Origin of the sequence: Leifsonia sp. NCR5 (genome assembly GCF_002105485.1) — a bacterium.
Taxonomy (GTDB): domain Bacteria; phylum Actinomycetota; class Actinomycetes; order Actinomycetales; family Microbacteriaceae; genus Leifsonia.
This window is the reverse complement of the sequence record NZ_NCSR01000010.1, coordinates 1-25992: the sequence shown is the minus strand read 5'-3', so window position 1 is coordinate 25992 and position 25992 is coordinate 1. Positions and strand designations below refer to the sequence as shown.

General features: G+C 70.2%; 25 protein-coding genes. 8 read left to right on the top strand and 17 right to left on the bottom strand.

The features are described 5' to 3' along the window. Nucleotides 1-31: 31 nt before the first annotated feature. On the bottom strand, nt 32-904 hold the full coding sequence (locus B7438_RS10115) for a PHP domain-containing protein (protein WP_085369432.1): 873 nt from the start codon (nt 902-904) through the stop codon (nt 32-34). Between the two features lie 24 nt (nt 905-928). On the opposite strand from B7438_RS10115, the gene B7438_RS10110 reads away from it, so the two are divergent. Further along, on the top strand, nt 929-2461 hold the full coding sequence (locus B7438_RS10110) for an aminopeptidase P family protein (protein WP_085369431.1): 1533 nt from the start codon (nt 929-931) through the stop codon (nt 2459-2461). Here the strand turns inward: B7438_RS10110 and B7438_RS10105 are convergent. Next, on the bottom strand, nt 2458-3114 hold the full coding sequence (locus B7438_RS10105; protein WP_085369430.1) for a general stress protein: 657 nt from the start codon (nt 3112-3114) through the stop codon (nt 2458-2460). The genes B7438_RS10110 and B7438_RS10105 overlap by 4 nt on opposite strands. A gap of 56 nt (nt 3115-3170) precedes the next feature. Between B7438_RS10105 and B7438_RS10100 the strand changes: the two genes are divergently transcribed. The 3 genes from B7438_RS10100 to B7438_RS10090 are packed head-to-tail and all read left to right on the top strand — an operon-like array spanning nt 3171 to nt 6154. Then, complete coding sequence (locus B7438_RS10100) at nt 3171-4493, top strand: magnesium transporter MgtE N-terminal domain-containing protein (RefSeq protein ID WP_085369429.1); 1323 nt, start codon at nt 3171-3173, stop codon at nt 4491-4493. Beyond that, nucleotides 4480-5019, top strand: a complete 540-nt coding sequence (locus tag B7438_RS10095; RefSeq protein WP_085369428.1) for a DUF1003 domain-containing protein — start codon at nt 4480-4482, stop codon at nt 5017-5019. Before B7438_RS10100 ends, B7438_RS10095 begins: the two co-directional genes overlap by 14 nt. 16 nt (nt 5020-5035) lie before the next feature. Beyond that, nucleotides 5036-6154: an Mrp/NBP35 family ATP-binding protein gene (locus B7438_RS10090; RefSeq protein WP_085369537.1), complete on the top strand. Its 1119-nt coding sequence runs from the start codon at nt 5036-5038 to the stop codon at nt 6152-6154. 3 nt (nt 6155-6157) lie between these two features. On the opposite strand, the gene B7438_RS10085 is transcribed toward B7438_RS10090, so the two are convergent. The 3 genes from B7438_RS10085 to B7438_RS10075 are packed head-to-tail and all read right to left on the bottom strand — an operon-like array spanning nt 6158 to nt 9448. Further along, nucleotides 6158-7651, bottom strand: a complete 1494-nt coding sequence (locus tag B7438_RS10085; RefSeq protein WP_085369427.1) for an aspartate aminotransferase family protein — start codon at nt 7649-7651, stop codon at nt 6158-6160. Next, nucleotides 7638-9014 (bottom strand): MFS transporter, encoded by a 1377-nt coding sequence (locus tag B7438_RS10080; protein WP_085369426.1) that lies wholly within the window; start codon nt 9012-9014, stop codon nt 7638-7640. Before B7438_RS10080 ends, B7438_RS10085 begins: the two co-directional genes overlap by 14 nt. 59 nt (nt 9015-9073) lie before the next feature. Further along, complete coding sequence (locus B7438_RS10075) at nt 9074-9448, bottom strand: twin-arginine translocase TatA/TatE family subunit (RefSeq protein ID WP_085369536.1); 375 nt, start codon at nt 9446-9448, stop codon at nt 9074-9076. 82 nt (nt 9449-9530) lie between these two features. Between B7438_RS10075 and B7438_RS10070 the strand changes: the two genes are divergently transcribed. Then, nucleotides 9531-10163, top strand: coding sequence for an O-methyltransferase (locus tag B7438_RS10070; protein WP_085369425.1), 633 nt, complete (start codon nt 9531-9533; stop codon nt 10161-10163). Between the two features lie 63 nt (nt 10164-10226). Here B7438_RS10070 and B7438_RS10065 read toward each other — a convergent pair whose 3' ends face one another. The 3 genes from B7438_RS10065 to dapE all read right to left on the bottom strand — a co-directional run bounded on the left by B7438_RS10065 (nt 10227) and on the right by dapE (nt 12794). Beyond that, entirely contained in the window at nt 10227-10400 is a 174-nt protein-coding gene (locus B7438_RS10065; protein ID WP_082581279.1) for a DUF3117 domain-containing protein, read from the bottom strand. Between the two features lie 92 nt (nt 10401-10492). Then, nucleotides 10493-11728 (bottom strand): hypothetical protein, encoded by a 1236-nt coding sequence (locus B7438_RS10060; RefSeq protein WP_085369424.1) that lies wholly within the window; start codon nt 11726-11728, stop codon nt 10493-10495. After that, nucleotides 11712-12794 carry a succinyl-diaminopimelate desuccinylase gene (gene dapE / locus B7438_RS10055; protein WP_085369423.1) on the bottom strand — a complete coding sequence of 361 codons (1083 nt, stop codon included), beginning with the start codon at nt 12792-12794 and terminating at the stop codon, nt 11712-11714. Before dapE ends, B7438_RS10060 begins: the two co-directional genes overlap by 17 nt. A 17-nt stretch (nt 12795-12811) precedes the next feature. On the opposite strand from dapE, the gene dapD reads away from it, so the two are divergent. Further along, nucleotides 12812-13801 (top strand): 2,3,4,5-tetrahydropyridine-2,6-dicarboxylate N-succinyltransferase, encoded by a 990-nt coding sequence (dapD, locus tag B7438_RS10050; RefSeq protein WP_085369422.1) that lies wholly within the window; start codon nt 12812-12814, stop codon nt 13799-13801. Nucleotides 13802-14027: 226 nt separating this feature from the next. Here dapD and B7438_RS10045 read toward each other — a convergent pair whose 3' ends face one another. Genes B7438_RS10045 through pdhA form a run of 3 tightly spaced genes read right to left on the bottom strand, consistent with a single transcriptional unit; the run spans nt 14028 to nt 17499 of the window. Beyond that, complete coding sequence (locus tag B7438_RS10045) at nt 14028-15377, bottom strand: dihydrolipoamide acetyltransferase family protein (RefSeq protein WP_085369421.1); 1350 nt, start codon at nt 15375-15377, stop codon at nt 14028-14030. Beyond that, nucleotides 15374-16387, bottom strand: coding sequence for an alpha-ketoacid dehydrogenase subunit beta (locus tag B7438_RS10040; RefSeq protein ID WP_085369420.1), 1014 nt, complete (start codon nt 16385-16387; stop codon nt 15374-15376). Before B7438_RS10040 ends, B7438_RS10045 begins: the two co-directional genes overlap by 4 nt. After that, nucleotides 16384-17499, bottom strand: coding sequence for a pyruvate dehydrogenase (acetyl-transferring) E1 component subunit alpha (gene pdhA / locus B7438_RS10035; protein WP_256921977.1), 1116 nt, complete (start codon nt 17497-17499; stop codon nt 16384-16386). The genes B7438_RS10040 and pdhA overlap by 4 nt, the downstream gene beginning before the upstream one ends. Nucleotides 17500-17733: 234 nt before the next feature. Here pdhA and B7438_RS10030 point away from each other — a divergent pair, with 234 nt between their 5' ends. After that, nucleotides 17734-18204: an Lrp/AsnC family transcriptional regulator gene (locus tag B7438_RS10030; RefSeq protein ID WP_085369419.1), complete on the top strand. Its 471-nt coding sequence runs from the start codon at nt 17734-17736 to the stop codon at nt 18202-18204. A 68-nt stretch (nt 18205-18272) separates the two neighbouring features. On the opposite strand, the gene B7438_RS10025 is transcribed toward B7438_RS10030, so the two are convergent. From B7438_RS10025 to B7438_RS10005, 5 genes are all read right to left on the bottom strand, one after another. After that, nucleotides 18273-20573 (bottom strand): polyribonucleotide nucleotidyltransferase, encoded by a 2301-nt coding sequence (locus tag B7438_RS10025; protein ID WP_085369418.1) that lies wholly within the window; start codon nt 20571-20573, stop codon nt 18273-18275. Between the two features lie 316 nt (nt 20574-20889). Then, on the bottom strand, nt 20890-21672 hold the full coding sequence (locus tag B7438_RS10020; protein ID WP_085369417.1) for a fructosamine kinase family protein: 783 nt from the start codon (nt 21670-21672) through the stop codon (nt 20890-20892). A 40-nt stretch (nt 21673-21712) separates the two neighbouring features. Beyond that, on the bottom strand, nt 21713-22342 hold the full coding sequence (locus B7438_RS10015) for an FMN reductase (RefSeq protein WP_085369416.1): 630 nt from the start codon (nt 22340-22342) through the stop codon (nt 21713-21715). Next, a complete protein-coding gene (locus tag B7438_RS10010; protein WP_085369415.1) occupies nt 22342-23484 on the bottom strand; it encodes an LLM class flavin-dependent oxidoreductase in 1143 nt (380 codons plus the stop codon). Before B7438_RS10010 ends, B7438_RS10015 begins: the two co-directional genes overlap by 1 nt. A gap of 12 nt (nt 23485-23496) precedes the next feature. Beyond that, the gene (locus B7438_RS10005; protein ID WP_085369414.1) at nt 23497-23967 is read right to left on the bottom strand and encodes a VanZ family protein; all 471 of its coding nucleotides are present in this window, start codon (nt 23965-23967) and stop codon (nt 23497-23499) included. Nucleotides 23968-24043: 76 nt separating this feature from the next. On the opposite strand from B7438_RS10005, the gene B7438_RS10000 reads away from it, so the two are divergent. Then, nucleotides 24044-25231 (top strand): low temperature requirement protein A, encoded by a 1188-nt coding sequence (locus B7438_RS10000; protein ID WP_085369413.1) that lies wholly within the window; start codon nt 24044-24046, stop codon nt 25229-25231. 34 nt (nt 25232-25265) lie between these two features. Here the strand turns inward: B7438_RS10000 and B7438_RS09995 are convergent, their stop codons facing one another. Further along, nucleotides 25266-25952: a lysoplasmalogenase gene (locus tag B7438_RS09995; protein ID WP_085369412.1), complete on the bottom strand. Its 687-nt coding sequence runs from the start codon at nt 25950-25952 to the stop codon at nt 25266-25268. Between the last annotated feature and the right edge of the window lie 40 nt (nt 25953-25992).

Below are 25992 nucleotides of genomic sequence, written 5' to 3'. Positions count from 1 at the left end.
TCGAACCCCGACCCAGGCTAAGCAGAAAACCTCAGGACGCGTAGAAGGGCGCCGCGCCTGTCGCTTCTTCGATGATCCTGTCAACAACCTCAGGATCGGTCGTGTTCTCCCCCAGCCGGTTCGGTTTCCCGTCGCCGTGGTAGTCGCTCGACCCGGTCACGGCGAGCCCGAACTTCGCGGCCAGTTCGTGCAGTCTGGCCTTGCCGTCCTCGGTGTTCTCCCTGTGGTCGATCTCCAGGCCGAAGAGGCCGGCATCCACCAGGCGCGCGAGCCGCTGCTCCGGGATGACCCTGCCGCGCCCGCCCGTCGCCGGATGCGCGAGCACGGGGACGCCGCCGGCCTCGCGGATGAGACGCACCCCGGTCAGCGGCTCCGGAGCGTAGTGCGGCTGGTAGTAGCCGCCTCGCCAGTGCAGGATGCCCGCGAAGGCGGCGCTGCGGTCGCTGGCGAGCCCGCGGGCGACGAGGGCGTCCGCGATGTGCGGGCGTCCGACGGTCGCCCCCTCTGTGGCCTGGTCCATCACGTCGGCCCAGGTGATGTCGTAGTCCTCCGCGATGCGGTTGACCATCTCCTCCGCCCTGGTCAGCCGGCCCTCCCGGATGCGCGCCGTCTCCGCCACGAGCGCCGGGTTCTGCGGGTCGAAGAGGTAGCCGAGCATGTGCACGCTGGCGAACTCGATGCGCGTGCTGAGCTCCATGCCGGGGAGGACGGTGACGCCCACCTCGGCTCCGGCGGCCGCAGCATCCAGCCAGCCGGCTGTGGAGTCGTGGTCGGTGAGCGCGACCGTGCCGAGCCCGGCGACCGCTGCAGCCCGCACCAGCTCCGCCGGCGTCTCGGTGCCGTCGGAGACGGACGAGTGGGTGTGCAGGTCGATGGGACCACGGAAGCGTCGCACATCAGCCATGCACTCCATCCTAGGAGTGGAAGAATGGTCGGCATGTCCTCGCAGCAGCAGACCCAGCCGGCAACAGCAGCCCCCGCCCCGCGCGCCACCTCCAACCGGTCGACGACACCGGGTTCGGACGGCTTCAAGGAATACATCGGAAGCGGCTGGGCCGAGCGGGAGGAGACGCTGCCGGATGCGCGGGAGCAGGCGTCGTTCGCCGCGTCCCGCCGCGCGGCGATCTCCGAGCTCTACCGCGGCAAGCGCCTGATCATCCCGGCCGGGCGCCTCAAGCAGCGCTCGAACGACACCGACTACGCCTTCCGCGCCCACTCGGCGTTCGCGCACCTCACCGGCTGGGGCTCCGACTCCGAGCCGGGCAGCGTGCTCGTGCTGGAACCGACGGACGCCGGCCACGACGCGACGCTCTACTTCCGTGAGCGCGCCGGCCGCGACTCCGACGAGTTCTACGCAAACCCGGAGATCGGCGAGTTCTGGATCGGCCCGCGCCCGTCGCTCGCGCAGGTCGCCAGCGATCTCGCGCTCGCCACCCGCGGCATCGCCGACCTGGATGCGGTCGTCGACGCCACCGACGCAGACACCATCGTGCTGCGCGAGGCAGACTCCACCATCACCGACTCCGTGGATGCGCTCCGCCTGGTCCTCGCGGGAGACGACGCCTCAGCGCCCGGCTACGACCCGGAACAGCACGACGCGGACGACCAGCTGGCGCGCGACCTGTCCGAGCTGCGGCTCGTGAAGGACGCGTACGAGGTGGCCGAGCTGCGCTCCGCCATCGCGGCGACCGCGCGCGGCTTCGACGACGTGATCGGCGACCTGGAGCGCATCACCGCGCATCCCCGGGGCGAGCGCCTGGTCGAGGGCGTCTTCAACGGCCGTGCCCGCGCTGACGGGAACGCGGTGGGCTACGACACGATCGCCGCGAGCGGACCGCACGCGTGCATCCTGCACTGGACGCGCAACGACGGCCCCGTGGTCCCCGGCGACCTCATCCTGCTGGACGCCGGCGTGGAGGTCGACAGCTACTACACCGCGGACATCACGCGCACGTTCCCGATCGACGGCACCTTCACCGAGACGCAGCGCCTGGTCTACGAGACCGTGCGCGAGGCGGCGGACGCCGCGTTCGCGATCGTGCGTCCCGGCATCAAGTTCCGCGAGATCCACGCCACCGCGATGGCGGTCATCGCCCGCCGCACGGCGGAGTGGGGGCTGCTGCCGGTCACCGCTGAGGAGGCTCTGCAGGCCGACAACCAGCACCACCGCCGCTACATGGTGCACGGCACCAGCCACCACCTCGGACTGGATGTGCACGACTGCGCGCAGGCCCGCCGCGAACTCTACCTGGACGGCGTGCTCGAAGCGGGCATGACGTTCACCATCGAGCCCGGCCTGTACTTCCAGCCGGACGACCTCACGGTGCCGGAGGAGTTCCGCGGGATCGGCGTGCGCATCGAGGACAACATCCTGGTCACCGAAGACGGCGCGGAGAACCTCTCCATCGCCATCCCGCGCACGGCGGACGACGTGGAGGCGTGGGTGCAGCGACTGCGCTAGCGCGGTTCCTCCGGCGCGGGCGGCCCAGCCGGAGCGGGCGGCGCTGGCGGTGCCGGCGGCGGGTCGGACGGGTGCTCCGGCTGCGGGAACGCGGGCGGAGGGTCGGACGGATGCGGCGCCACCGGCGGGTCGGACGGGTGCGCGACGGGCGCCTCCCTGCCATCTCCGACGCCGCCCTGCATCAGGTTGCGGGCGCGGTTGACGAGGTCGGAGTCGACGAGCACCGAGTAGCTGGTCGCGATCACCTGCATCACCGAGGTGTAGTCGCGGCGGCGCCGGTTGATGGCGTACGAGACCACGCCGAACAGCATCCCGAACCCGGCGCCGATGAGCACGGCGGCGAGCACGAAGGCTAGGCTGACCTGCGGCGAGAAGATGACCAGCAGCAGGCCGAAGAAGATTCCGAGCCACGCACCGGATGCCGCACCGGCGACCGCGACACGCCCCCAGGTCAGCTTCCCCGTCACGCGCTCGACGCTCTTGAGGTCGCTTCCGACGATCGAGACCTTGTCGACGGGGAAGTCCGCGCGCGCCAGCACATCCACCGCCTGCTGCGCTTCCGGGTAGGTCTCGTAGGTGGCGACGACCTCTCCGCGCGGGAGCGTGGGGAACATGACACGGTTGCGTCCGCCAAGCGGACTCTGGCTGCTCATCGCTCCATTCTTCCATCCGCAGCGACCTGACGGCCGGAGGGCTTAAGTTATTACATGTGAGTGCCACCAGAGTCTTCGTCGCCCGTTTGGCAGGGTGCACCGTTTTCGACCCGGTCGGCGACCGGGTCGGCAAGGTGCGCGACGTCCTGGTGGTCTACCGAAAAAGCGATCCGCCGCGCGTCGTCGGGTTGATCGTCGAGATCCCTGGCAAGCGGCGGGTGTTCGTCTCCATCGGCCGGGTGACCAGCATCGGCAGCGGCCAGATCATCACGACCGGCCTCATCAACGTGCGCAGATTCGAGCAGCGCGGCGGCGAGGTGCGCGTGATCGCAGAGATGCTCGGCCGCAAGGTGCTGTTCGCCGACGGCACGGGCGAGGCGACCATCGAGGACGTGGCGATCGAGGAGTCCGCGACGGGAGAGTGGGCGATCAGCCAGCTCTTCGTGCGCCGCCCGAAGTCCGGATCGTCCCCGTTCGGCAAGGGCCCGACCACGTTCGTCGCCTGGAACGAGGTGCGCGAGAAGCAGGCGCGCGGCGAGGCGCAGTCCGCCGAGCAGCTGATCGCCACGTACTCCGAGCTGAAGCCGGCCGACCTCGCGAACACCCTGCTCGACCTCCCACCGCTCCGGATGCTCGAGGTCGCGGAAGAGCTGCCGGACGACCGTCTCGCCGACGTGCTCGAGGAGATGCCGGAGTCCGAGCAGGTGCAGATCCTCGCCAAGCTCGACGACGACCGCGCGGCGGACGTGCTCGACCAGATGGAGCCGGACGACGCCGCCGACCTCATCGCCCAGCTGTCCGACGAGCGCGGGGAGCACCTGCTCGAACTGATGCAGCCCGAGGAGGCGGAGGACGTGCGCATGCTGCTCAGCTATGCGCCGGACACCGCGGGCGGTCTGATGACGACCGAGCCGATCATCGTCTCCGCCGACGCCACCGTCGCGGAAGGGCTCGCGCTGATCAGGAGGCACGAGCTCGCCCCGGCGCTCGGTGCAGCGGTGTGCGTGACACTGCCGCCATACGAGGCCCCGACCGGGCGCTTCCTCGGCGTCGTGCACTTCCAGCGGATGCTCCGCTACCCGCCGCACGTGCGCCTGGGCACCCTGCTCGACCCGAGCCTGGAGCCCGTGACGGCGAACACCTCCGCCGCAGAGGTGTCGCGCATCCTGGCCAGCTACAACCTGGTGTCCGTTCCCGTCGTGGACGACAACCACCGACTGGTCGGGGTGGTGACCATTGACGACATCCTCGACTACCTGCTGCCAGACGACTGGCGAAGTCGCGACGAAGACGAGCCCGTGAAACGCGCGCCCGTCTCCGATCAGACCGGCAGTATCCGCATTGTGAACGGAAGGAGGGGCGGCAATGGCACGAGGTAAGCAGGACACCCGCCTGGATGCGCCCAAGGGCCTCCGCACCACCGTCATCCCCCGCCGCGGCCAGACCGTCGACAACAACGACAGGTTCGGCCGGTTCACCGAGTGGATCGCCCGCGCGATGGGCACACCCTGGTTCATCCTGGGCCTCACCGTCTTCGTCGTGTTCTGGATGGCGTGGAACACCCTCGCCCCCGTCGCCTGGCGGTTCGACTCGATCGCGCTCGGCTTCATCGCGCTGACCCTGGTGCTGTCGTTGCAGGCGTCGTACGCCGCCCCGCTCATCCTGCTCGCCCAGAACAGGCAGGACGACCGCGACCGCGTGCAGATCGAGCAGGACAGGCAGCGCGCGGAGCGAAACCTGGCGGACACGGAGTACCTGGCGCGCGAGGTCGTCGCCCTGCGGCTGGCGATCAAGGACATCGCGACCAAGGACTTCATCCGCGCCGAGCTGCGCGCCCTCCTCGACGACCTGGACAGGCGCGAGGACGACGGCAGGGACGGCGACGGGGCGCAGGCGCGTGGCTGAGCTGGCCGACACGGTCATGCACGCCCTCGCCGGTGTGCTCGACCCGGAGATCCGCAAGCCCATCACCGAGCTGGACATGGTGGGCGGCGTCGCCGTCGACCCGTCCGGGCACGCGACGGTGGGCGTCAAGCTGACGATCGTCGGCTGCCCGGCCGCCGACACGATCGAACGGGATGTGCGCACCGCCACCGCGAGCGTGCCCGGCGTCACCGCCGTCACGGTCGACGTGACGGTGATGTCGAAGGAGGAGCGCAGGGCGCTCACCGAGAAGCTGCGCGGAGGCCGCGCATCCCGGGCCCAGCAGTTCGGGCCGGACTCGCTCACCCGCGTCTACGCGGTGACCAGCGGAAAGGGCGGCGTCGGCAAGTCGACCGTCACCGCCAACCTCGCCGTCGCCCTCGCGGAGCGCGGCCTGCGGGTCGGGATCGTGGATGCGGACGTGCACGGCTTCTCGATCCCCGGCATTCTGGGCCTTACAGACGCCGAGGGCGTGGCACAGCGCCCGACCCGCGTGGACGACATGATCCTGCCTCCCGTCGCCTACGGCGTGAAGGTGGTGTCGATCGGGATGTTCGTGGACTCGCCGTCGGCCGCCGTCGCCTGGCGCGGCCCGATGCTGCACCGCACCATCCAGCAGTTCCTCGGCGACGTCTTCTTCGGCGATCTCGACGTGCTCCTGCTCGACCTGCCGCCCGGTACGGGCGACGTGGCGATCTCGGTGGGGCAGCTGCTGCCGAACGCCGAGGTGATCGTGGTGACCACCCCGCAGCCCGCGGCCGCCGACGTCGCTGAGCGCAGTGGCGTACTCGCCCGTCAGACCGGCCAGAAGGTCATCGGCGTCATCGAGAACATGGCGGGGCTCCCTCAGCCGGACGGCACCGTGCTCGACCTGTTCGGCAGCGGCGGCGGGGCCGAGGTCGCGCGCCGCCTCTCTGCCGGACAGGACGAGGAGGTGCCGCTGCTCGCGTCGGTGCCGCTGAGCATCCCGTTGCGAGCGGGTGGAGACACGGGCGCGCCGATCGTGGTCACCGACCCCGCCGATGCCGCAGCCGTGGCCATCCGGTCGGTGGCGGACAGGCTCGCCACCCGGGCGCGCGGGCTCTCCGGGCGGAAACTCGGGATCTCGGTGGTCTGACCGTCAGCTCTCGGTCGGCTCGACGATCCGCGCCAGCAGCTCGATCAGCAGACGTTCGGTGAGCGGCCGGGGCAGCGCCCCGATCAGCGCGAGGAACGGCGCCAGCTCGTCCGGCAGCGTGGCTCCTGACGCGTCGTCGCTCGCGCCGGCGAGCCCGATCGCCTGCAGCACGCCCCACGCCGTCTCCGCGTCGAGCGGGCCGTCCGCGAGGCCCGGCGGGAGCGCCCCCAGGATCGCGGACGGGTCGACCGCCGGCACCCCGCGCACCTCGTCGGCGGAGGCGCGCAGCGCAGCCTCGAGCTCGTCCACGCGCTCCTCGGTCACCGGGGTGATCGTGAGGTGCGTGGTGTGCGGCAGCCGCGTTCCGTCCGGCTGAACCAGACCGGGCTGCAGCTGCAGGTGCCAGCCGCGGCGCCCCGCCCTGTCCGCCCAGTGGTGCGGGTCGACGCGGCGCTCGGGAGGAACGGACTCGTCGGTGGCGACCGCGAGCAGCGGCCCGACAGGGTCCCCCACGATCCGCAGGCCGTCGATGTCGCCGATGATGTCGGCCAGCGCGCGCGTCGCCCGGCGGCAGGACTCGGCCAGCTCGGCGAAGCCGCGCGCGCCGAGCGCCTGCACGATCGCCCAGGACGCCGCGAGGGCTCCGGCCGACTTGGAGCCGAGCATCGTCGGGTTGACCACCGGATAGCCCGGCCAGCCCGTGGTCGCGAAGTACTGCATCCTCTGCCGGTCGCGGCCGCGCTGCAGCAGCACGCTCGCGCCCTTCGGTGCGTAGCCGAACTTGTGCAGGTCGGCGGAGATGCTGGTGACGCCGGGAACGCGGAAATCCCAGAGCGGCAGCGGAGTGCCGTCGGCGTTCCGCCAGAACGGCAGGATCCAGCCGCCGATGCAGGCATCCACGTGCAGAGCGATGCCGGCGTCCGCGCAGGCGGCGGCGACGGCCTCGACGGGGTCGAGCGCCGCGAGCGGGTATCCGGGCGCGGAGACGACGACCAGGGCCACGTCGGCCCCGAGCCTGCCGACGATCGCGTCCGCGTCGACCACACCCGTCTCCGGATGCACGGAGACGAGCTCCAGGTCCACGTCGAAGTAGTGCGCCGCCTTCTGGAACGCAGCGTGCACCGTCACGGGAGCGACCATCCGCGCCCGGCCGGTGCCTCCCGCCGCCCGCCAGACGTCGCGCGCGGTCTTCACGGCGAGCAGGCACGACTCCGTGCCGCCCGACGTCACCGAGCCGACCACGTCGTCCGCGCCGTGCAGCAGTTCGCGGGCGAAGCCGAGCACCTCGCGCTCCATCACGGCCACCGAGGTGAACGTGGTGGGGTCGAGCCCGTTCACGGGCTGCACCAGGCGCATCGCCTGCGCGGCCAGCTCGTCCACCTCGGCGAGACCCGAGTCGTAGACGTAGCTCAGCACGCGACCGCCGTGCGTCGGGGCGTCCGCCGCCCGGAGCGCGGCGAGCCGCCCCAGGATCGCCGCAGAGTCAAACGCGACCATCAATGTCCTCCTTGCGCAGGCCGTACCGGGAGAGCGGGATGAGGCTGAGCGCCACGATCGCCGCGGGAACGATGCTGAAACCGATCACGATGCCGACGACAGCACTCGCCGGCTGCCCAGCGGCGATCGCCGTGGACTCCGTCATCGACCGGGTGACGTAGCCGGTGAGCGCCAGGATGATCGTCAGCACGGTCGCGCCGAGCGCCATCCCGGTGGTCTCCCCCGCCGTCCACATCCCGCCGAACGTCCCGGCCCGCCCCGGTCCGTTACGGGTGGCGTCGTGCGAGATCACGTCGGGCAGCATCGCCATCGGCAGTGACTGCATCCCGGCGTACCCTGCGCCGACCAGCGCGACCGGCGCATACACCCAGGCACCAGGGAACCAGACGAGCAGCAGCATCGACAGCGCGGCGACCCCGAACAGGATGCTCGCCGCCGCGAACCCGCGCTCCTTGCCGATCCTCCGGGAGATCACGCCCCACAGCGGAGTCACGATCAGCGCTGGACCGATCAGCGCGACGAACAGGAACGTCACGGCGTCCTCCGAGTGCAGCACCCAGGTCGCCACGTAGTTGGCCCCGGCGAGCATCAGCCCGGTGGCGAGCCCCTGCAGCAGGAAGGTCAGCAGCAGCGCCCGGAACGGCTGGCTGTCGCGGAGCGCCGCCACCCCGGCCGCGTAGTTCGTGCGCAGCGTCGTGAGCACGCCCACCGTCGGCGGGACGACGGTGGATGCCGGCCGGCGCGGTGCGACGAACGCCGACACGAGCATCCCGGCCCCGATCACCACACCGGCGACGAGCGCCATCAGGAAGTAGCCGGCGAACTGGTTGTCGCCGCCGAGCGACCGCAAGGCAGGGCCACCCGCGCCGAACAGCAGGATCGCGAAGGTGAGCACCACGACGCGCCAGGTCAGCAGCCTGGTGCGCTGATCGTAGCCGGAGGCGAGTTCAGCGGGCAGCGCGATATACGGCACCTGGAACAGGCTGAACGCCGTCGCCGTCAGCAGGAACGCCACGAACACCCACACGGCCGCGAGCGGCTCGGGCGTCCCGACCGGCACGGCGAAGGTGAGCAGGAAGAGCACGGGGAGGGTGACCGCGCCCAGGATCATCATCGGGCGGCGAGACCCGCCGACGGCGAGCATCCGGTCGGAGCGGGCGCCGATCACCGGGTCGATGATCACATCCCACACCTTGGCCAGCGTCACGACGAGGCCGGCGACGATCGCGGCGACGCCGAGCGTGTCCGTCAGGTAGTAGACGAGCACCAGCCCCGGCAGGGTGGAGAAGCCGCCCGTGCCGAGCGAGCCGACGGCGTAGCGCGTGACCGTCGCGCGTGCGACCGTCTGCTCCGTTGCGATCATTCCCGCATCGTATTGGATGCGGGGGCCTCCCCGGAGGATTCAGCGCTGCGGGCTTCCGCTCAGGTGGATTCGGTGTCGAACGGCGGGACCGCGCCGGCCTCCAGCTTGCGCTTGCGCTGCGCGTACGCCGACTCGGTCACCGGCTTGATGCTGCTCTCCGTGACCGTCGACGTGGCGGCCGGATCGTCGAGCAGCGCCTCGCGGATGATGCGGCGCGGGTCGTACTGGCGCGGGTCCAGCTTCTTCCAGTCGACCTCGTCGAACTCCGGGCCCATCTCGTCGCGCATCCTGGTCTTGGCGCCGTTCGCGAAATCGCGCAGCGACCTGGTGAACTTACCGAGCTTGGCCGCGTAGGTGGGAAGGCGTTCCGGTCCGAGCAAGAAGGCAGCGATCACCGCCACGATGAGCAACTTGTCGAAAGTCAGACCGAACACAGGAGCAAGGGTATCGCGGTCGCGCCTGCGGTGTTGCTGTGCGTCCTGGCCGTATCCTGGACCGGAGAGCATCGGGAGCACTGTGTCTGACAAAGATTCGAATTGGAAGTTCGCCGACGACGTCATCGTCGAGAGCGAGGTGATCGCGCGCGCCAGGCAGCAGTCGCTCGAACTGGGCATCGAGCCGATCGCGCCGAGCATCGGTGCGCAGGCCGCTGTCGTCGTCGCCGCGACGGCGGCGGAGAGCATCGTCGAGATCGGCACGGGCGTCGGCGTCTCCGGCCTGTGGCTTCTCGCAGGCGGCACGGAGGCGCAGCTCACCTCGATCGACTCCGAGGTCGACCACCAGCAGCACGCCCGCGGGTTCTTCACCGAGGCGGGCATCGCCTCCAACCGGGTGCGGCTGATCACCGGCAGGGCACTGGATGTGCTCCCGCGCATGAACGAGAACTCCTACGACATCGTCTTCGTCGACGCCGACCCCGGCTCGGTCATCGAGTACGTCGAGCACGGCCTCCGCCTCGCCCGCCCCGGTGGAACGGTGCTCGTGGCGCACGCGCTCTGGAAGGGCCGCGTCTCCGACCCCGCGGCGCGGGACGACGTCGCGACCGGCTTCCGCACCCTCATCACGGAGACCGCGGGCTCCGGCGCCGTGATCGCCGCGCTCTCCCCCGCGGGAGACGGCCTGCTGCAGCTCACCAAGCTGACGCCGTAACCGACGACTTAACGGCGGAACGGGCCCCGTGGGGCCCGTTCCTCGGGTACTCGTTCGTGTGCGCTAGGAGGTCGTCACGACGCTCGCGAGAGCATCGTGAAGTTCTTTGGCTTCCGCGTCGTTGACGGAGACGACGAGCCGTCCCCCACCTTCGAGCGGCACCCGCACGATGATGAGCCGACCCTCCTTCACAGCCTCCATTGGCCCGTCCCCGGTCCTCGGCTTCATGGCCGCCATGCAGCTCCCCTTTCGTGGATGTATGTCTATTATCTGTCATCGGAGCGGACGGGCGGAAATCGAATCCACCCGCGTTCGGGGCTGACCGCCGATCACGGGGGCGACCAGTCGGCTCCGTCGACACCCCAGGCGATCGCGAGCCAGCCCACCTGCAGCGCCAGGAAGAGCAGCACCAGCCCCACCCGGTACACCCTGCTGCGCGGCAGCGCCATCGCGCCGAGCAGCGGGAACAGCGGCATCAGCAGCCGGAACGTGCTCGACTGCGGGAAGAACACGGCAAGCAGATACAGCGCGTACGCCACGATCCAGAACCGCAGATCGACGCCGAGCCTGCGCACACCGGGCGAGAACAGCGTGATCGCGAAGAGGGCCAGCACGATCACGAGCACCACGATGCCGAGCCAGCCCGGCAGCCCGAGCATGGCGTTCGACCACCAGTACGCGCCCTGGAACCACGAGGCGAACGGCACCAGGTGCGTGTATCCGATGTATGGAGAGCGCCAGGCCAGCTCGGTGTCCGTGTACGCCGTGAGCGACCCGGTCGCCGCTGCGGCGATGGCGGGCCACGCCAGCCCGGCCAGCCCGCTGAACACCGTCAGCGACAGGCTCAGGATGCGGTCGCGCACCGGGAACGGGTCGCGGCGGCGCACCACCCAGCGATAGATCACGTGCATCCCGAGTGCCAGCGCGAATGCCAGTCCGCTCGGACGGGTGAACGCCATGACCGTGACCACGGGGAACAGCCAGCCGTACCGCCGCTCGACGAGCAGCAGCAGGGCGGTGGCGAGCAGCAGCAGGTACAGCGACTCCGCGTACGCCAGCTGGAACAGCGGTGAGACCGGAGAGACGCAGAATAGCACCACCGCGAACAGGCTGGTCGACGCGGACAGGCCGACCCGCAGCATCAGCCGGTTGAAAACGAGCGCCGCCCCTGCCCCGCAGAGCACCGAGACCGTGACGGCGGCGGGGGCCCACGGCATCCTGGTCAGGAACATGACGACGTTCACGAGGCCGGGGTATCCAGGCATGAACGCCCACGCGTTCTCGGTGACGTGGATGCCGTCGACCGTCGGCAGGGACGACGGGTAGCCGGATACGGCGACGATGTTGTACCAGAGCCCGTCCCAGATCGTCGCGAACGAGAAGTAGTCCGGGTGCGCTCCCGTCCAGGGGTTCTTGCCCTGCACGCTTGCGAAGATCAGCAGGAAGACGGTGGAGACGACCCTGCTCGCCGCGTACACGGCCAGCACCCGCACCCACCAGCGCGCCCAGGTGCGCTGGAGGCCGCCCGCCGCCGGCGGCGCCTCGACGTCAGCGGCGGGAAGCACCGGTCAGCCAGGCGCGGAGTCCCGCCTCGACGGCGGTGATCTGGTCGACCGCGACGCGCTCGTCGTCTGCGTGCGCCTTCAGCGGGTCGCCGGGGCCGTAGTTGACAGCCGGGATGCCCATCGCGCTGAACCGCGCCACGTCCGTCCAGCCATACTTCGGCTTGGCCGTTCCGCCGACCGCGGCGAGGAACTCCTGCGCGAGCGGCGCATCCAGTCCGGGGCGGGCGCCGTCCGCACGGTCGACGACGGTGATCTCGTAGTCGCCGAACAGCTCGTGCATGTGCGCGACGGCTTCCTCGGAGGTGCGGGACGGCGCGAACCGGTAGTTGATGTGCACCATGCACTCGTCCGGGATGATGTTGCCGGCGACGCCACCGGTGATGCCGACCGCGTTCAGGCCCTCGCGGTAGACGAGCCCGTCGACCTCGACCTCGCGCGCCGTGTACGCCGCCAGGGTGTCCAGGATGGGCGTGGCCTTATGGATGGCGTTGTCGCCGATCCAGCCGCGGGCCGAGTGCGCCCGCAGTCCGTACGTGCGCACCTCGACGCGCAGGTTGCCGTTGCAGCCGCCCTCGACGACGCCGTTGCTCGGCTCGCCCAGGATGGCGAAGTCGCCCCGGAACAGGTCGGGCCGGTTGCGGGCGAGGCGGCCGAGGCCGTTGAGGTCGGCGGAGACCTCCTCGTGGTCGTACCACATCCAGGTGATGTCGATGGCCGGGTCGGTGAGCTCGGCGGCGAGCTTCAGCTGCACGGCGGTGCCGGACTTCATGTCCACCGTGCCGCGGCCCCAGAGGTACTGGATGCCGTCCGCGGTCTCGAAGCGGGTGGGCAGGTTGTCGTTCAGCGGCACGGTGTCGATGTGACCGGCGATGACGGCGCGGCGCTCCCTGCCGAGATCGGTGCGCGCGACGACGGTGTCGCCGTCGCGGATGATCTCCAAATGATCGAGGCCGCTGAGCGCCTCCACGATCGCGTCGGCCAGTTCCTTCTCGTTGCCCGACACCGATTCGATGTCGCAGATCTGGCGGGTGATGTCGATGGACGAGGCGCTGAGGTCGAGAGGCACCCTACTAATCTAGAGCCATGCCCTCCGACGTTTCCTCCGAATCCGCCGCGCCAGCATCCCCCCGCACCGCCTGGGGCTACGGCCTCGCGACCGTCGCAGGCGACGGCACCGTGCTCGACACCTGGTTCCCCGAGCCGCGGCTGGGTTCCCTGCCCGCCGGGCGCGACCGCTGGATCGCTCCGGCCGAGTTCGAGGCGCTGGCCGTCGAAGACGCCCGCCGCAACGTGCGCGTCGACATCGTGACGGTCGAGATCGACCTGGATGCCGCTCCGGCCTCCACCCCGGATGCGTACCTCCGCCTCCACCTGCTCTCGCACCTGCTCGCCGCCCCGAACACGGTGAACCTCGACGGCGTCTTCAGCCACCTGCCGATCGTGGCGTGGACCAACGCGGGCCCCGTGCATCCCGCCGACTACTCCCGGCTGCGCCCGCAGCTGCAGCGGGCGGGCATCCAGGTGACCGGCATCGACAAGTTCCCGCGCCTGCTCGACTACGTGACGCCCGACCGCGTGCGCATCGCCGACGCCTCCCGCGTGCGGCTCGGCGCGCACCTCGCCCCCGGCACGACGGTGATGCACGAGGGCTTCGTCAACTTCAACGCCGGCACGCTCGGCACCTCGATGGTCGAGGGCCGCATCTCGCAGGGCGTCGTGGTCGGCGACGGCTCCGACATCGGCGGCGGCGCATCCATCATGGGAACGCTCAGCGGCGGAGGCACCCAGCGGGTCGCCATCGGAGAGCGGGCGCTGCTCGGCGCGAACTCGGGCATCGGCATCTCGATCGGCGACGACAGCGTCGTCGAGGCCGGGCTGTACGTGACCGCGGGCACCAAGGTCGTGCTCGTCGGAGACGCGCCCACGGCCGACGGCGCACCCCGCACCGTCAAGGCCGTCGAGCTGTCCGGCGTGCCCGGCCTGCTCTTCCGCCGCAACTCGCTCACGGGCGCCGTCGAGGTCCTCCGCCGCGCAGGCGGCGGCGTCGAGCTCAACGCCGCCCTGCACGCGTAGGCCGGGCCGCGTCCGCCACCGCGCCGCCAGCACACCGCTCCACCGGAGAACTGCCCGAGATGCGGCCGAAAGTCCGTCCAAACGGAGTTCCCGGCGGCGTGTCTCCCCGAGGTTCCGTTTTTGTGGTTCGCGCGGAGGTTCGGGCCGACGCGCCGCGGATTCCTCCGTTGGTGCGGAGATCCGGGGCCGGAGGACCGGGATCTCCGCTCGAACGGATGCGGAGGCGTCAGACCATCGTGAGGACGGAGGCAGGGTCGGAGACGATCCGGCCGATGTCCGCGAGGAAACGGGCGGCCTGCTCGCCGTCCACCAGGCGGTGGTCGAACGAGAGCGCGAGCGTCAGCACGTCGCGCAGCGCGACCTCGCCGCGGAACTCCCACGGCTGCCGACGTACGGCGCCGACCGCGAGGATCGCGGCCTCGCCCGGCGTCAGGATGGGCGTGCCGGCGTCGATCCCGAACACTCCCACGTTCGTGATCGTGATCGTCCCGCCCGTCATGCTCTCCGGCGCGGTGCGTCCTGCCCGCGCGGTCTCCGCCAGGCTTCGGATGCTCGCGGCCAGGTCGCCGAGGCCGAGCGCGTCAGCATCCCGCACCGTCGGCACGACCAGCCCGCGCGGCGTCGCGGCCGCGATCCCGAGGTTGACGTAGCCGAACTGCACGATCTCCTGCGCCGGGTCGTCCCAGCGCGCGTTGACCTCCGGCGTGCGGCGGACGGCGATGCAGAGCGCCTTCGCGATGACGGTGAGGAGGCCTGGGCGGCGCTCCGGGCTCTCGGCGGCCGCCCGCAGTCGTTCGACCAACTCCATCGTCGGCGTGGCGTCGACGGTGAGGAAGACGGTCGCCTGCGGAGCGGTGAACGCACTGCGCACCATCGCCTCGGCCGTCGCCTTGCGCACCCCCTTGATCGGGATGCGCGTCTCGCGGCCCGTGGACGTTGCCGCGGAGGCGGCAGTGGTCGCACCCGTCGAGGCGGCGCCGGTCGCAGCCTCCAGGAACGCCTCGAGATCGTGCCGCGTGACCAGCCCGCGCTCGCCGGTTCCCGCGATGCTCGCGAGGTCGACCCCGTGCTCACGCGCGAGCTTCCGCACGGGAGGCGTGCTGCGCGGCCGGTCGGCGGTAGGTGCAGCGCTGGGCACGTCGGACGGCGCCGTCACCCGCGCATCCGGAACCGTCGTCGCCCCCGCCGCGAACGCCGCCACCCGGGCACGGCGTTGCGGTCGCGCCGTCGACTCGGCCTTCGCGCCGTAGCCGACCAGGTTGGGCTCCGGGGCGTCCACGACGGCGGGCTCCTGCGCGTCCCGAGTCGGCGCATCCGGTGCGGGCTCCTCCGGGCCGCCCACCTCGAACGCCACGATCCGCTCCCCCACCGACACCGTCACGCCCGGCTCCACGAACAGCTGCGACACGCGGCCCTCGTACGGCGCAGGCAGCTCGACCAGCGCCTTCGCGGTCTCCACCTCGGCGATGATCTGGTTCAGCTGCACCGTGTCCCCCACCGCGACCCGCCAGCTCACCAGCTCGGACTCCGTCAGCCCCTCGCCGAGATCCGGGAGGGCGAACTCCTTGACGGTCACAGTTCCTCCACCCCGCTCAGCGAGTTCGGGCGGTCCAGCGCGCGGTCCACGCCGTCCAGGATGCGGTCGAGGTCGGGCAGGTGCGCCCCCTCCAGCTTCGCGGCCGGGTACGGGATGTCGTGGCCGGTGACGCGCACCGGCGCGTGCTCCAGATGGTAGAAGCAGCGCTCGGTGATGGACGCGGCGATCTCCGCCCCCATCCCGCCGGACAGCGCGGCCTCGTGCGAGATCACCAGGCGGCCGGTCTTCCGCACGGAGGCGGCGACGGTGTCGACGTCGAGCGGCGAGAGGCAGCGCAGGTCGATCACCTCGATGGAGACGCCGTCGTCGGCGGCAGCGGCGGCCGCATCCCTGGCGGTCTGCACCAGGCCACCGTAGGTCACGAGGGTCACATCGCTTCCGGGGACGACCACGCGCGCCGTGCCCATCGGCCGGGCGTCGGCGAGTGGGGCGTCCTCATCCACCTCGCCTTTCACGTGGTAGCGGCGCTTCGGCTCAAAATACAGCACGGGGTCGTCGGAGGCGATGGCCTGCCGGATGAGCGTGTACGCGTCCTCCGGACCGGACGGGCTGACCACCCGCAGCCCCGCCGCGTGCGCGAAGTAGGCCTCCGGAGAGTCGGAGTGGTGCTCGGCAGCGCCGATCCCGCCCGCGAACGGCACCCGGATGGTGATCGGCATCCGCACGGCGCCGGCCGTCCGGTAGTGCATCCTCGCCACCTGGCTCACGATCTGGTCGAACGCCGGGTAGATGAACCCGTCGAACTGGATCTCCACCACCGGACGGTACCCGCGGTACGCCATACCCACCGCCGTGCCCAGGATGCCGGACTCGGCGAGCGGGGAATCCATCACCCTGCGCGGGCCGAACTCGGTCTGCAGGCCGTCCGTCACCCGGTAGACGCCGCCGAGGGTGCCGATGTCCTCGCCCATCAGCACCACGTGGTCATCGTCCGCCAGCGCGTGGCGGAGCCCGGCGTTGATGGCCTTCGCCATGGTCAGCGTCGTCATCGCGAGTCACCTCCGACGAAGGTTCTGAGGTAGCGGGAGTAGTGGTCGCGCTCGCGGGCGATCCCGGTGTGCGCTTCGGCGTACACGTTGTCGAACACGGTCATCGGGTCGGGATCCGGCAGGGAGACGCATCCGGCGCGCAGCTCGGCGGCGACGGCGTCGGCCTTCGCGGCGACCTGCTCCTCGCGGGCGGCGTCCAGCGCGCCGCTGCGGCTGAGGTATGCGCCGACGCGAGCGATCGGGTCCTTCACCTTCCACTGCTCGAGCTCGGAGGGGTCGCGGTAGCGCGTGGGGTCGTCTGCAGTGGTGTGCGGGCCCATCCGGTATGTGACCGCCTCGATGAAGGTCGGGCCGCCTCCCGACCGCGCCCGTTCGAGCGCAGAGCGCATCACCGCGAGCACGGCGAGCACGTCGTTGCCGTCCACCCGCACACTCGGGATGCCGAACCCGGGAGCGCGTTCGGCGATCGGCCGCTGCGCTTGCAGCGCGACGGGCTCGGAGATCGCGTACTGGTTGTTCTGGCAGAAGAAGATGACGGGGGCGGCATAGGTCGCGGCGAAGATCATCGCCTCGTTCACGTCGCCCTCGCTGGTGGCGCCGTCGCCGAAGTATGCGACGGCGACCGCGTCGGTGCCGTCGGCCTGGATGCCGAGCGCGTATCCGGTGGCGTGCAGCGTCTGCGCGCCGATGATGACCTGCGGGGTGGCCATGTTGATGTCGTACGGGTTCCAGCCGGACTGCGCCGTGCCGCGCCAGACCCTGACCAGGTCGGTGAGCTGGGCGCCGCGGCAGTACGCGACGCCGTTCTCGCGGTAGCTGGAGAAGACGAAGTCGTCGGAGCGGAGGGCGCGGCCGGAGCCGATCTGGGCGGCCTCCTGGCCGAGCAGCGGCGGCCAGAGTCCCAGCTCGCCCTGACGCTGCAGCGCGGTCGCCTCGGTGTCGATGCGGCGGATGACGACCATGTCCTCGTAGAAGGAGAGGAGCTGCTCGTCGCCGATGTCGGAGATCCAGGCGTCGTACCTGTCGTCGCTCAACCGCATCCCGTCGGGAGTCAGGAGCTGCACGGTGTCGATGCCGCCGAGCCGCAGCTCGCCGAGGTGCACATCGTCCATCCGGCCGTCGTCGTCGGACATCCGGATGTCAGGCTGATTGTCGATCGTCACGGTTCACGCAACCTTCACTCTCGCGCCCGGCCCTCACGCTTGTGGCGCTGTGGACCGGCTTCCGGCGTCCTTGCCGGAATTACCCGGAACGTTACGCTTTCGGATCACCACGCACAACCATCGGCGTGTCGACCGTGCAACCTGCACTATTCGGCCGTGTCGCCGCGTGCTAGCTTTCACACTATGCGCACTATCGACAGCACCGACCGACGCATCCTCGTGGCCCTCACGGAGGACCCCCGATCGTCCAACGTGACGCTCGCCGACCGCCTCGGCCTGAGCCGCAACACGGTGCAGTCGCGAGTGGCGGAGCTGGAGCGGTCCGGGGTGTTCCTGTCGTTCGATCGCCGGATCAGCGCCAACGCCGCCGGTTACCCGCTGGCCGCGTTCGTGACGGTGCACGTGCACCAGCAGAAGCTCGCGACGATCGTGGAGCAGCTGGCGACCATCCCGGAGATCGTGTCTGCGCACGGGCTCTCCGGCCCGTCCGACCTGCTCGTGCGCGTCGTCTGCACGGACGCGGAAGACCTGTTCCGGATCACCGGCGCCATCCAGGCCGCCGAGGGCGTCGAACGCGCAGAGACCGCGCTCGACATGGGCGAGCTCATCGCCTACCGCCTGCATCCCCTGCTCGCCAGAGACGCCGCGCGCTGACCGCAGCTATCGGCGGGGACGACGAAGGCCGCCCCGACGGAGTCGGGACGGCCTTCGTGGAAACGGGACTACTCGCCTTCGGCGGGAGCCGTGGGGCCCTCGCTGGCGGCGTCGCGGCCGTGGGTGTCCGCGTCGTCGGCCTCGGCGAGCACCGGGGCGAGCGACAGCTTGCCGCGGTCGTCGATCTTGGTGATCTCCACCAGGATCTTCTGGCCGACGCCGAGCACGTCTTCGACGTTCTCGACACGCTTGCCACCGGCGAGCTTGCGCACCTCGGAGATGTGCAGCAGGCCGTCCTTGCCCGGGAGCAGCGAGACGAACGCACCGAACGCGGCGATCTTGACGACGGTTCCGAGGAACTGCTCGCCGACCTCCGGGTTGGTGGGGTTCGCGATCGCGTTCACCTGGGCGCGGGCTGCCTCGGCCGACGGGCCGTCGACGGCGCCGATGTAGACGGTGCCGTCCTCCTCGATGGAGATGTCGGCGCCGGTCTCGTCCTGGATGGCGTTGATCGTCTTGCCCTTCGGGCCGATCAGCTCACCGATCTTGTCGACGGGGATCTGGACCGAGATCACGCGGGGCGCGGTCGGGGCCATCTCGTCCGGCTGGTCGATGGCGGCGTTCAGCACGCTGAGGATGGTCGTCCGAGCATCCTTCGCCTGCTTCAGCGCACCGGCCAGAACGGCGGAGGGGATGCCGTCGAGCTTGGTGTCGAGCTGGATCGCCGTGACGAACTCGCTCGTGCCGGCGACCTTGAAGTCCATGTCGCCGAGCGCGTCCTCCGCACCGAGGATGTCGGTGAGGGCCGCGTAACGGGTCTCACCGTCGACGGTGTCGGAGATGAGGCCCATCGCGATGCCGGCGACCGGGGCGCGCAGCGGCACACCGGCGTTCAGCAGGGACAGGGTGGATGCGCAGACGGAGCCCATCGACGTCGAGCCGTTGGAGCCGAGAGCCTCGGACACCTGGCGGATCGCATACGGGAACTCGTCGCGGCTCGGCAGCACCGGCACGAGGGCGCGCTCGGCGAGGAAGCCGTGCCCGATCTCGCGACGCTTCGGCGAACCGACGCGGCCGGTCTCACCGGTCGAGTACGGCGGGAAGTTGTAGTGGTGCAGGTAGCGCTTCTTCGTGACAGGCGACAGGGAGTCGATCTGCTGCTCCATCTTGAGCATGTTCAGCGTGGTGACGCCCAGGATCTGGGTCTCTCCGCGCTGGAAGATCGCCGAACCGTGAACGCGCGGGATGACCTGCACCTCGGCGTCGAGCGGACGGATGTCGGTGAGGCCACGGCCGTCGATGCGGATGCCCTCGCGGAGGACGCGTCCGCGCATGACGACCTTGGAGACCGACTTGTACGCCGCGGAGAACTGCGTGAGCACCTCTGCGGGAAGCGCACCGGCCTCGACCTTCTCGGTCAGGGCCACCTTGACGCGGTCCTTGAGGGCGTCGTCGGCGTTCTGGCGCTCGATCTTGTCGGCGATCTGGTAGACGTTCACCAGTTCGTCGTACGCGAGGCCGGCGACGTTGTCGTACGTCTCCTGCGAGTACGGCAGGAACACCGGGTAGTCGGCGATGGCCTTGGCAGCCTGCTCCGCGACGACGTTCTGCGCGGCGACGAGCTGCTTGAGGAACGGCTTCGCGGCCTCGAGGCCCTGTGCGACGACCTCTTCGTTGGGCTTGGTGGCGCCGGCCTGGATGAGGTTCCAGCTGCCTTCGGTGGCCTCGGCCTCGACCATCATGATCGCGACGTCTTCCTGGCCGTTCTTGTCCGTGATGACGCGACCGGCGACGACGATGTCGAAGACGGCCTCCTCCAGCTGCGACGCCTTCGGGAACGCGATCCACTGGTCTTCTGCAGCACCGTTGCCCGGGATGAGCGCGAGGCGCACCGCGGCGATCGGGCCGCTGAACGGCAGGCCGGAGATCTGAGTCGACATGGATGCGGCGTTGATCGCGAGAGCGTCGTAGAACTCGTCGGGAGCGATGCTCAGGACGGTGATAACGATCTGGACCTCGTTGCGCAGGCCGTCGACGAACGACGGACGCAGGGGCCGGTCGATCAGACGGCAGACCAGGATGGCCTCGGTCGACGGACGGCCTTCACGACGGAAGAACGAGCCGGGGATCTTGCCTGCTGCGTACGAACGCTCTTCGACGTCGACGGTCAGCGGGAAGAAGTCGAAGTTGTCCTTCGGGTGCTTGCTGGCGCTGGTCGCGCTCAGCAGCATGGTCTCCTCGTCGAGGTAGGCGGCGACGGCGCCCTGTGCCTGCTGTGCGAGGCGTCCGGTCTCGAACCGGACCGTGCGAGTGCCGAATCGTCCATTGTCCAGGACTGCTTCGGCGAACTTGATTTCGGGACCTTCCAAGAGGTCTTTCTCCTTTGTTTTACGTCGTCGCCCCGTATGGGCGGCGACTCCTCCATCGGAGCAGGGGAACAGGCAGATCGACACGGAAGTCCTCCGTGTACGTGCGGCTTCCTGCGCGCAGGACGATGTCCCGGCGCGGTTCTGTGCCCGTCTGGCCATCAGTAGAAATACACGGTTGCGCGCCTGTCAGAGCTGCCATTCGCATCCGGATACCACCACCGAGGACCAGCTCCTGCCAGCCTGCTCCGTTTGGTACTCAGTATTGAGTTTGCGGTCGGCATGCAGCCAACCACAAGAATCCTAGCAGGTGAGGCCGTTATTCCGGCAGCGGGAGCGCGAGCGTGGCGCGCGCGGCGGCGGCCAGCGCGTCGCCGTACGACGGCCCGTACGACGCGGCGTGCACGGCCAGTGGATGCAGCTGGTGCAGCGGGATGCGCTCCCGCCAGCCGGCGCGCAGCGGCCGGGCGGCGTCGTACCCCGCCGTGATCTCGTCGAGCAGCGGGGCGCCGAACAGGGCGAGCATGGCGAGGTCGGTCTCGCCGTGGCCGCCGTGGGCCGCCGGGTCGATGAGCACGCAGCCGCGCGCATCCCACAGCAGGTTGCCGTTCCACAGATCCCCGTGGATGCGGGCGGGAGGCTCACCGTCGTCGAGCTCGCCGGACGCGACCCGGTCGACGGCCTCCCTGATCACCGGCAGCTGCGCAGCGGACACGCCGCCGGCGTTCACCGCGATGTCCAGGTACGGCAGAACGCGGTCGCGCGCGTAGAACCGGCCCCAGGACGACTCGGCGGCGACCGGCAGCGGGCGCTTGCCGATGAACAGCGGGCCGTCCCAGCCGTCCGGCGCAGCACCGAACGCGGCGGCGCCCGCGGCGTGGGTCACCGAGAGGGCAGCGCCGAAGGCACGGGCGGCATCCGGGGTGGGGCGCGCCTCCTGGACGCGTTCGAGCACGATCCGGCCGGGGGCCACCTCCACGACGCCGACCACCCGCGCTCCGCCGGAGGGAGTCACGGCGGCGAGCCAGTCCAGGCCGGCGGCCTCCGCTTCGAAAAACAGCGGTGGCGCATCCGGCCTGGACTTCTCGACGGCGTCGGTCATGCACTGAACCTACTCGCGGGCGGGAGGAGCAGCAGGAGGACTAGTCCCCCTGGAACCCGCCGATCATCGAGGCGAAGTCGCCGTCGAGGGCGAAGGGATCCGTGATGCGCGACGAGCGGTCGGACGCGCTCACCAGCGTGGAGAACTCGCCGGCGGCGCGCTCGATGCGGTCGGGCAGCGCCTTGACCGTGTCCGCTCCGCTCCCCCAGTCCGCCGACGCCGCGTAGACCGAGGTCGGCACGACGACGCTGTGCAGGTAGGTGAACATCGGGCGCATCGCGTATTCGAGGGCGAGCGAGTGCCGTTCGGTTCCTCCGGTCGCGCCGATCAGCACGGGCATCCCGTCGAGCGCTGTCGGGTCGAGGATGTCGAAGAACGACTTGAACATCCCGCTGTAGCTCGTGGTGAAGATGGGCGTCACGGCGATCAGGCCGTCGGCTCCCGTCACCGTCTCGATGACGTCGGCGAGCGCGGGGCTGGGGAACCCGGCGAGGAGGTTGTTGGTCACGTCTTTCGCCACATCCCGCAGCTCGATCGTGGTCACCTCGACCTCGACGCCCTGCTCCTCCAGCCGGCGGACGGTCGCCTCGGCGAGCCGGTCGGCCAGCAACCTGGACGACGACGGCTGGCTGAGGCCGGCCGAGATCACGGCGATCTTCCTGGCGGTCATCACTTCACCTCCGAAACAGTGGATGCGGCGTCCGCGCCTGCTGCGTCGGCGTCGGCCACGAGCTCCGCGGCGTCGCGCTCGGCGACCATCGCGGCGTGGGTCGGGCCGTCCGGCACATGGGAGGGACGGTCTTTCGCGAACTCCTTGCGGAGCACGGGCACGACCTCCCCGCCGAGGATATCGAGCTGCTCCAGCACGGTCTTCAGCGGAAGGCCGGCGTGGTCCATCAGCCAGAGCTGGCGCTGGTAGTCGCCGACGTAGTCGCGGAAGCCGAGGGTGCGGTCGATGACCTCCTGGGGGCTGCCGACGGTCAGCGGCGTCTGCGAGGTGAACTCCTCGAGCGTCGGGCCGTGGCCGTACACCGGCGCGTTGTCGAAGTACGGGCGGAACTCTGCGACGGCATCCTGCGAGTTCTTGCGCATGAACACCTGACCGCCGAGGCCGACGATCGCCTGGTCGGCGGCGCCGTGACCGTAGTGCTCGAAGCGCTGACGGTAGAGGGCGATCATCTGCTGGGTGTGCGATGCCGGCCAGAAGATGTGGTTCGCGAAGAAGCCGTCACCGTAGTACGCGGCCTGCTCGGCGATCTCCGGGCTGCGGATGCTGCCGTGCCAGACGAACGGGGGCACGTCGTCGAGCGGGCGCGGGGTCGACTGGAAGCCCTGCAGCGGTGTGCGGAAGCGTCCCTCCCAGTCCACGAACTCCTCGGTCCAGAGCCGGCGCAGCAGCGCGTACTTCTCGAGCGCGAGCGGGATGCCCTGGCGGATGTCCTCGCCGAACCACGGGTACACCGGACCGGTGTTCCCGCGTCCGAGGGTGAGGTCCATCCGGCCGCCGGACAGGTGCTGCAGCATCGCGTACTCCTCGGCGATGCGTACCGGGTCGTTCGTGGTGATCAGCGTGGTGGCCGTGGAGAGGATGATGCGGCTGGTCTTGGCGGCGAGGTAGCTGTTGATGGCGACAGGGCTCGACGGGAAGAACGGCGGGTTGTGGTGCTCCCCCATCGCGAAGACGTCGAGGCCGACCTCTTCCGCGTGCTGGGCGATGGTGAGGACGTCCTGCAACCGCGAGGCGTCGGTCGGGGTGTGACCGGTGGTGGGGTCGGTGGTGATGTCGCCGACACTGAAGATTCCGAACTGCATTTCCGCTGCTCCCTATTTCAATGCGTTTGCATGGATATCGTCATCAACGGACGGTGTGCCCTGACTATTCCCGCGTCGTTTCAGCCACGTGATCAGCGCGACCACGCCGATCCCGATCAGTGTTCCCGCCGTGTTCGCGATGAGGTCGCGCACGTCGCTGTACCTGGTCGGCAGGAACAGCTGGATGAACTCGATGGTGCAGGTGGCGACGACGCCGATGAGCAGCGCGACCCACCACCTGCGCATCCCGAGCAGCAGGGTGAACAGCACGCCCATCGGCACGAACATCGCGATGTTCGCGGTGAACTCGACCCCGTTGTACGTGACCCAGGAGGTGGCGGGGAACCGCCCGATCTGCGCGATGACATCCCGGATGAACGTGTTCTGCTCCGAGTCCTGCGGCTGCGACGACAGGGTGATCCAGCCGACCGCGACCAGGTAGAGGGCCGTGACGATGCTGAGGACGGGATGGCGGCGGAGCATACCCCTATGCTGGCGCACCCGGCCGGGCGGCGCACGCGCCCCACCGCCTGCCCCTCCCCTCGGCCACAATGAATGCATGACCAGCGCCTTCCGCATCCCGATGACCGGCCGCGCGACCGACGAGGCCCATCGCGTCTCGAGCCCGCTCGAACTGCTGTTCGACCTGACCTTCGTGGTCGCCATTGCCCAGGTGGCGGCGCAGCTCGCGGAAGGCACTCTGCACGGGCACCTCTCCGCCGACATCGGGCCGTACCTGACCGTGTTCTTCGCGATCTGGTGGGCGTGGATGAACTTCACCTGGTTCGCGTCGGCATACGACACCGACGACGTGCCGTACCGGATCACGACGCTCGTGCAGATGGGCGGCGTCCTGGTGCTCGCCGCCGGGGTCCCGAGCGCGTTCGGCGGCGGCGACTTCACCGCCATCACGATCGGCTACCTGATCATGCGCGTCGGGCTGGTGAGCCAGTGGATCAGGGCCGGGATCGAGCATCCACAGGGCAGGGTGACGGCCTTCCGCTACGCGGCGGGGGTGTCGGCGGTGCAGGTGCTGTGGGTGTCCAGACTGTTCCTGCCTCCGGAGACCGGGCTGTGGACGTTCCTGATCGCGGCGGCCCTCGACCTCTCCGTCCCGATCTGGGCGGAGCGGACGGGCAAGACCTCCTGGCATCCGCATCACATCGCCGAACGGTACGGGCTGTTCACGATCATCGTGCTCGGCGAGTCGGTGTCCGCGTCGGCCATCGGGGTGCAGAAGGCGCTGGAGGCGAACGGCGTCTCGGTCACGCTGGTGGTGATCGCCTCCGCGGGACTGGTGCTGCTGTTCGCGCTCTGGTGGCTGTACTTCCTCGAGCCCGCGGCGGAGGGGCTGCGGTCGCGGCGCGGTCGCTCGTTCTACTGGGGCTACGGGCACTACCTCGTGTTCGCCTCGCTCGCTGCGCTCGGCGCTGGACTGGAGACGGCGGTGCAGCGCGGCTCGGAGGGCGGGGTCACGCTGTCCGACACGGTGGTGGAGTACGCGGTGGTCGTGCCCGTCGCGGTGTTCCTGGTGATGCTGTACGTGCTGCACAGACCGCTGGTGGACGAGGTGGTGGTGCGGCCGCTCAAGACCGGGATCGCCGTGGTCCTGCTGCTCGCCCTGCCGCTGGCGTCGCCGGTGATCGGGCTGATCGGCGTGGCCATCGGGGTGGCGGTGGTGGCGTCGGCGCTGGTGGCCGCCACGTTGGTCGACCGCGCGGTGGAGGCGCGGGCGGCGGCACGATAGACCGGGCGGCCCGGCGGTCGGTAGGCGAACCGGCCTAGCCTCCCACCACGGGCGCGAGCGGCGCAGGGGCGGCGGGCACTGCGGCACGCATCCTGCGCACGATGCCGAAGCAGATCAGTCCCTGGGCGACGATGTAGGTCAGCATGATCAGCGCGTCCACCTGCCACAGGGCGAAGCCGGGCAGGAACCTGTCGAGGCCGAGCAGGCTGTCCGAGACGACGAAGCAGGCGGCACCGACCGCGATCCAGCTGTTGCAGGCGGCCCCGGATGCGCCGAGCGCGACGAGGGCGAGCCCGTACGCCGCCAGCGGCACGAGCAGCACGCCGGCGTGCGGGGCGAGCACGCCGAGCAGCGCGGCGAACCAGAGCAGGTAGACGGCGACCCACCACGGCGGCCTGCGCACGCGCATCCTGCGCCAGAACAGCACGACGTACGCGAGATGCGCAAGCAGGAAGAAGCCGAGGCCGATCACGAAGCCGGGGCCCACATCCATCAGGGACACGTCGCCCAGCCAGCCGAAGAGGACGGCCAGCGAGCCGAGCACAGCCACCTCGCCGCGACGCACCGGCAGAGCCCAGAGCAGGCAGACCAGCAGCACCGGCATCAGCAGCGGCTTGGTCAGGGCGACGAGCTGCTCGGCGCCGGGCAGGACGCCGGAGAGCAGCACGGACAGGAGATGGAGGACGCCGACGACGATGTACGGCACGAACCGGGAGGCCACGGCACGACTCTAGTGGGCGGGGTGGCGGTCTAGTGGGCGG

What these genes read in the sequence shown, in the direction of transcription:
- B7438_RS10105 (WP_085369430.1), bottom strand. Translation starts at nt 3,114, where the DNA reads ATGAGCAGCCAGAGTCCGCTTGGCGGACGCAACCGTGTCATGTTCCCC.
- B7438_RS10005 (WP_085369414.1), bottom strand. Translation starts at nt 23,967, where the DNA reads ATGCTCCGCCGCCATCCCGTCCTCAGCATCGTCACGGCCCTCTACCTG.
- B7438_RS10115 (WP_085369432.1), bottom strand. Translation starts at nt 904, where the DNA reads ATGGCTGATGTGCGACGCTTCCGTGGTCCCATCGACCTGCACACCCAC.
- B7438_RS10085 (WP_085369427.1), bottom strand. Translation starts at nt 7,651, where the DNA reads ATGGTCGCGTTTGACTCTGCGGCGATCCTGGGGCGGCTCGCCGCGCTC.
- B7438_RS10095 (WP_085369428.1), top strand. Translation starts at nt 4,480, where the DNA reads ATGGCACGAGGTAAGCAGGACACCCGCCTGGATGCGCCCAAGGGCCTC.
- B7438_RS10030 (WP_085369419.1), top strand. Translation starts at nt 17,734, where the DNA reads ATGCGCACTATCGACAGCACCGACCGACGCATCCTCGTGGCCCTCACG.
- B7438_RS10010 (WP_085369415.1), bottom strand. Translation starts at nt 23,484, where the DNA reads ATGCAGTTCGGAATCTTCAGTGTCGGCGACATCACCACCGACCCCACC.
- pdhA (WP_256921977.1), bottom strand. Translation starts at nt 17,499, where the DNA reads ATGGACGATGTGCACCTCGGCGAGCTGCGGCTCGGCGGCATCGACACC.
- B7438_RS10015 (WP_085369416.1), bottom strand. Translation starts at nt 22,342, where the DNA reads ATGACCGCCAGGAAGATCGCCGTGATCTCGGCCGGCCTCAGCCAGCCG.
- B7438_RS10040 (WP_085369420.1), bottom strand. Translation starts at nt 16,387, where the DNA reads ATGACGACGCTGACCATGGCGAAGGCCATCAACGCCGGGCTCCGCCAC.
- dapD (WP_085369422.1), top strand. Translation starts at nt 12,812, where the DNA reads ATGCCCTCCGACGTTTCCTCCGAATCCGCCGCGCCAGCATCCCCCCGC.
- B7438_RS10000 (WP_085369413.1), top strand. Translation starts at nt 24,044, where the DNA reads ATGACCAGCGCCTTCCGCATCCCGATGACCGGCCGCGCGACCGACGAG.
- B7438_RS10110 (WP_085369431.1), top strand. Translation starts at nt 929, where the DNA reads ATGGTCGGCATGTCCTCGCAGCAGCAGACCCAGCCGGCAACAGCAGCC.
- B7438_RS10065 (WP_082581279.1), bottom strand. Translation starts at nt 10,400, where the DNA reads ATGGCGGCCATGAAGCCGAGGACCGGGGACGGGCCAATGGAGGCTGTG.
- B7438_RS10090 (WP_085369537.1), top strand. Translation starts at nt 5,036, where the DNA reads ATGCACGCCCTCGCCGGTGTGCTCGACCCGGAGATCCGCAAGCCCATC.
- B7438_RS10020 (WP_085369417.1), bottom strand. Translation starts at nt 21,672, where the DNA reads ATGACCGACGCCGTCGAGAAGTCCAGGCCGGATGCGCCACCGCTGTTT.
- B7438_RS10080 (WP_085369426.1), bottom strand. Translation starts at nt 9,014, where the DNA reads ATGATCGCAACGGAGCAGACGGTCGCACGCGCGACGGTCACGCGCTAC.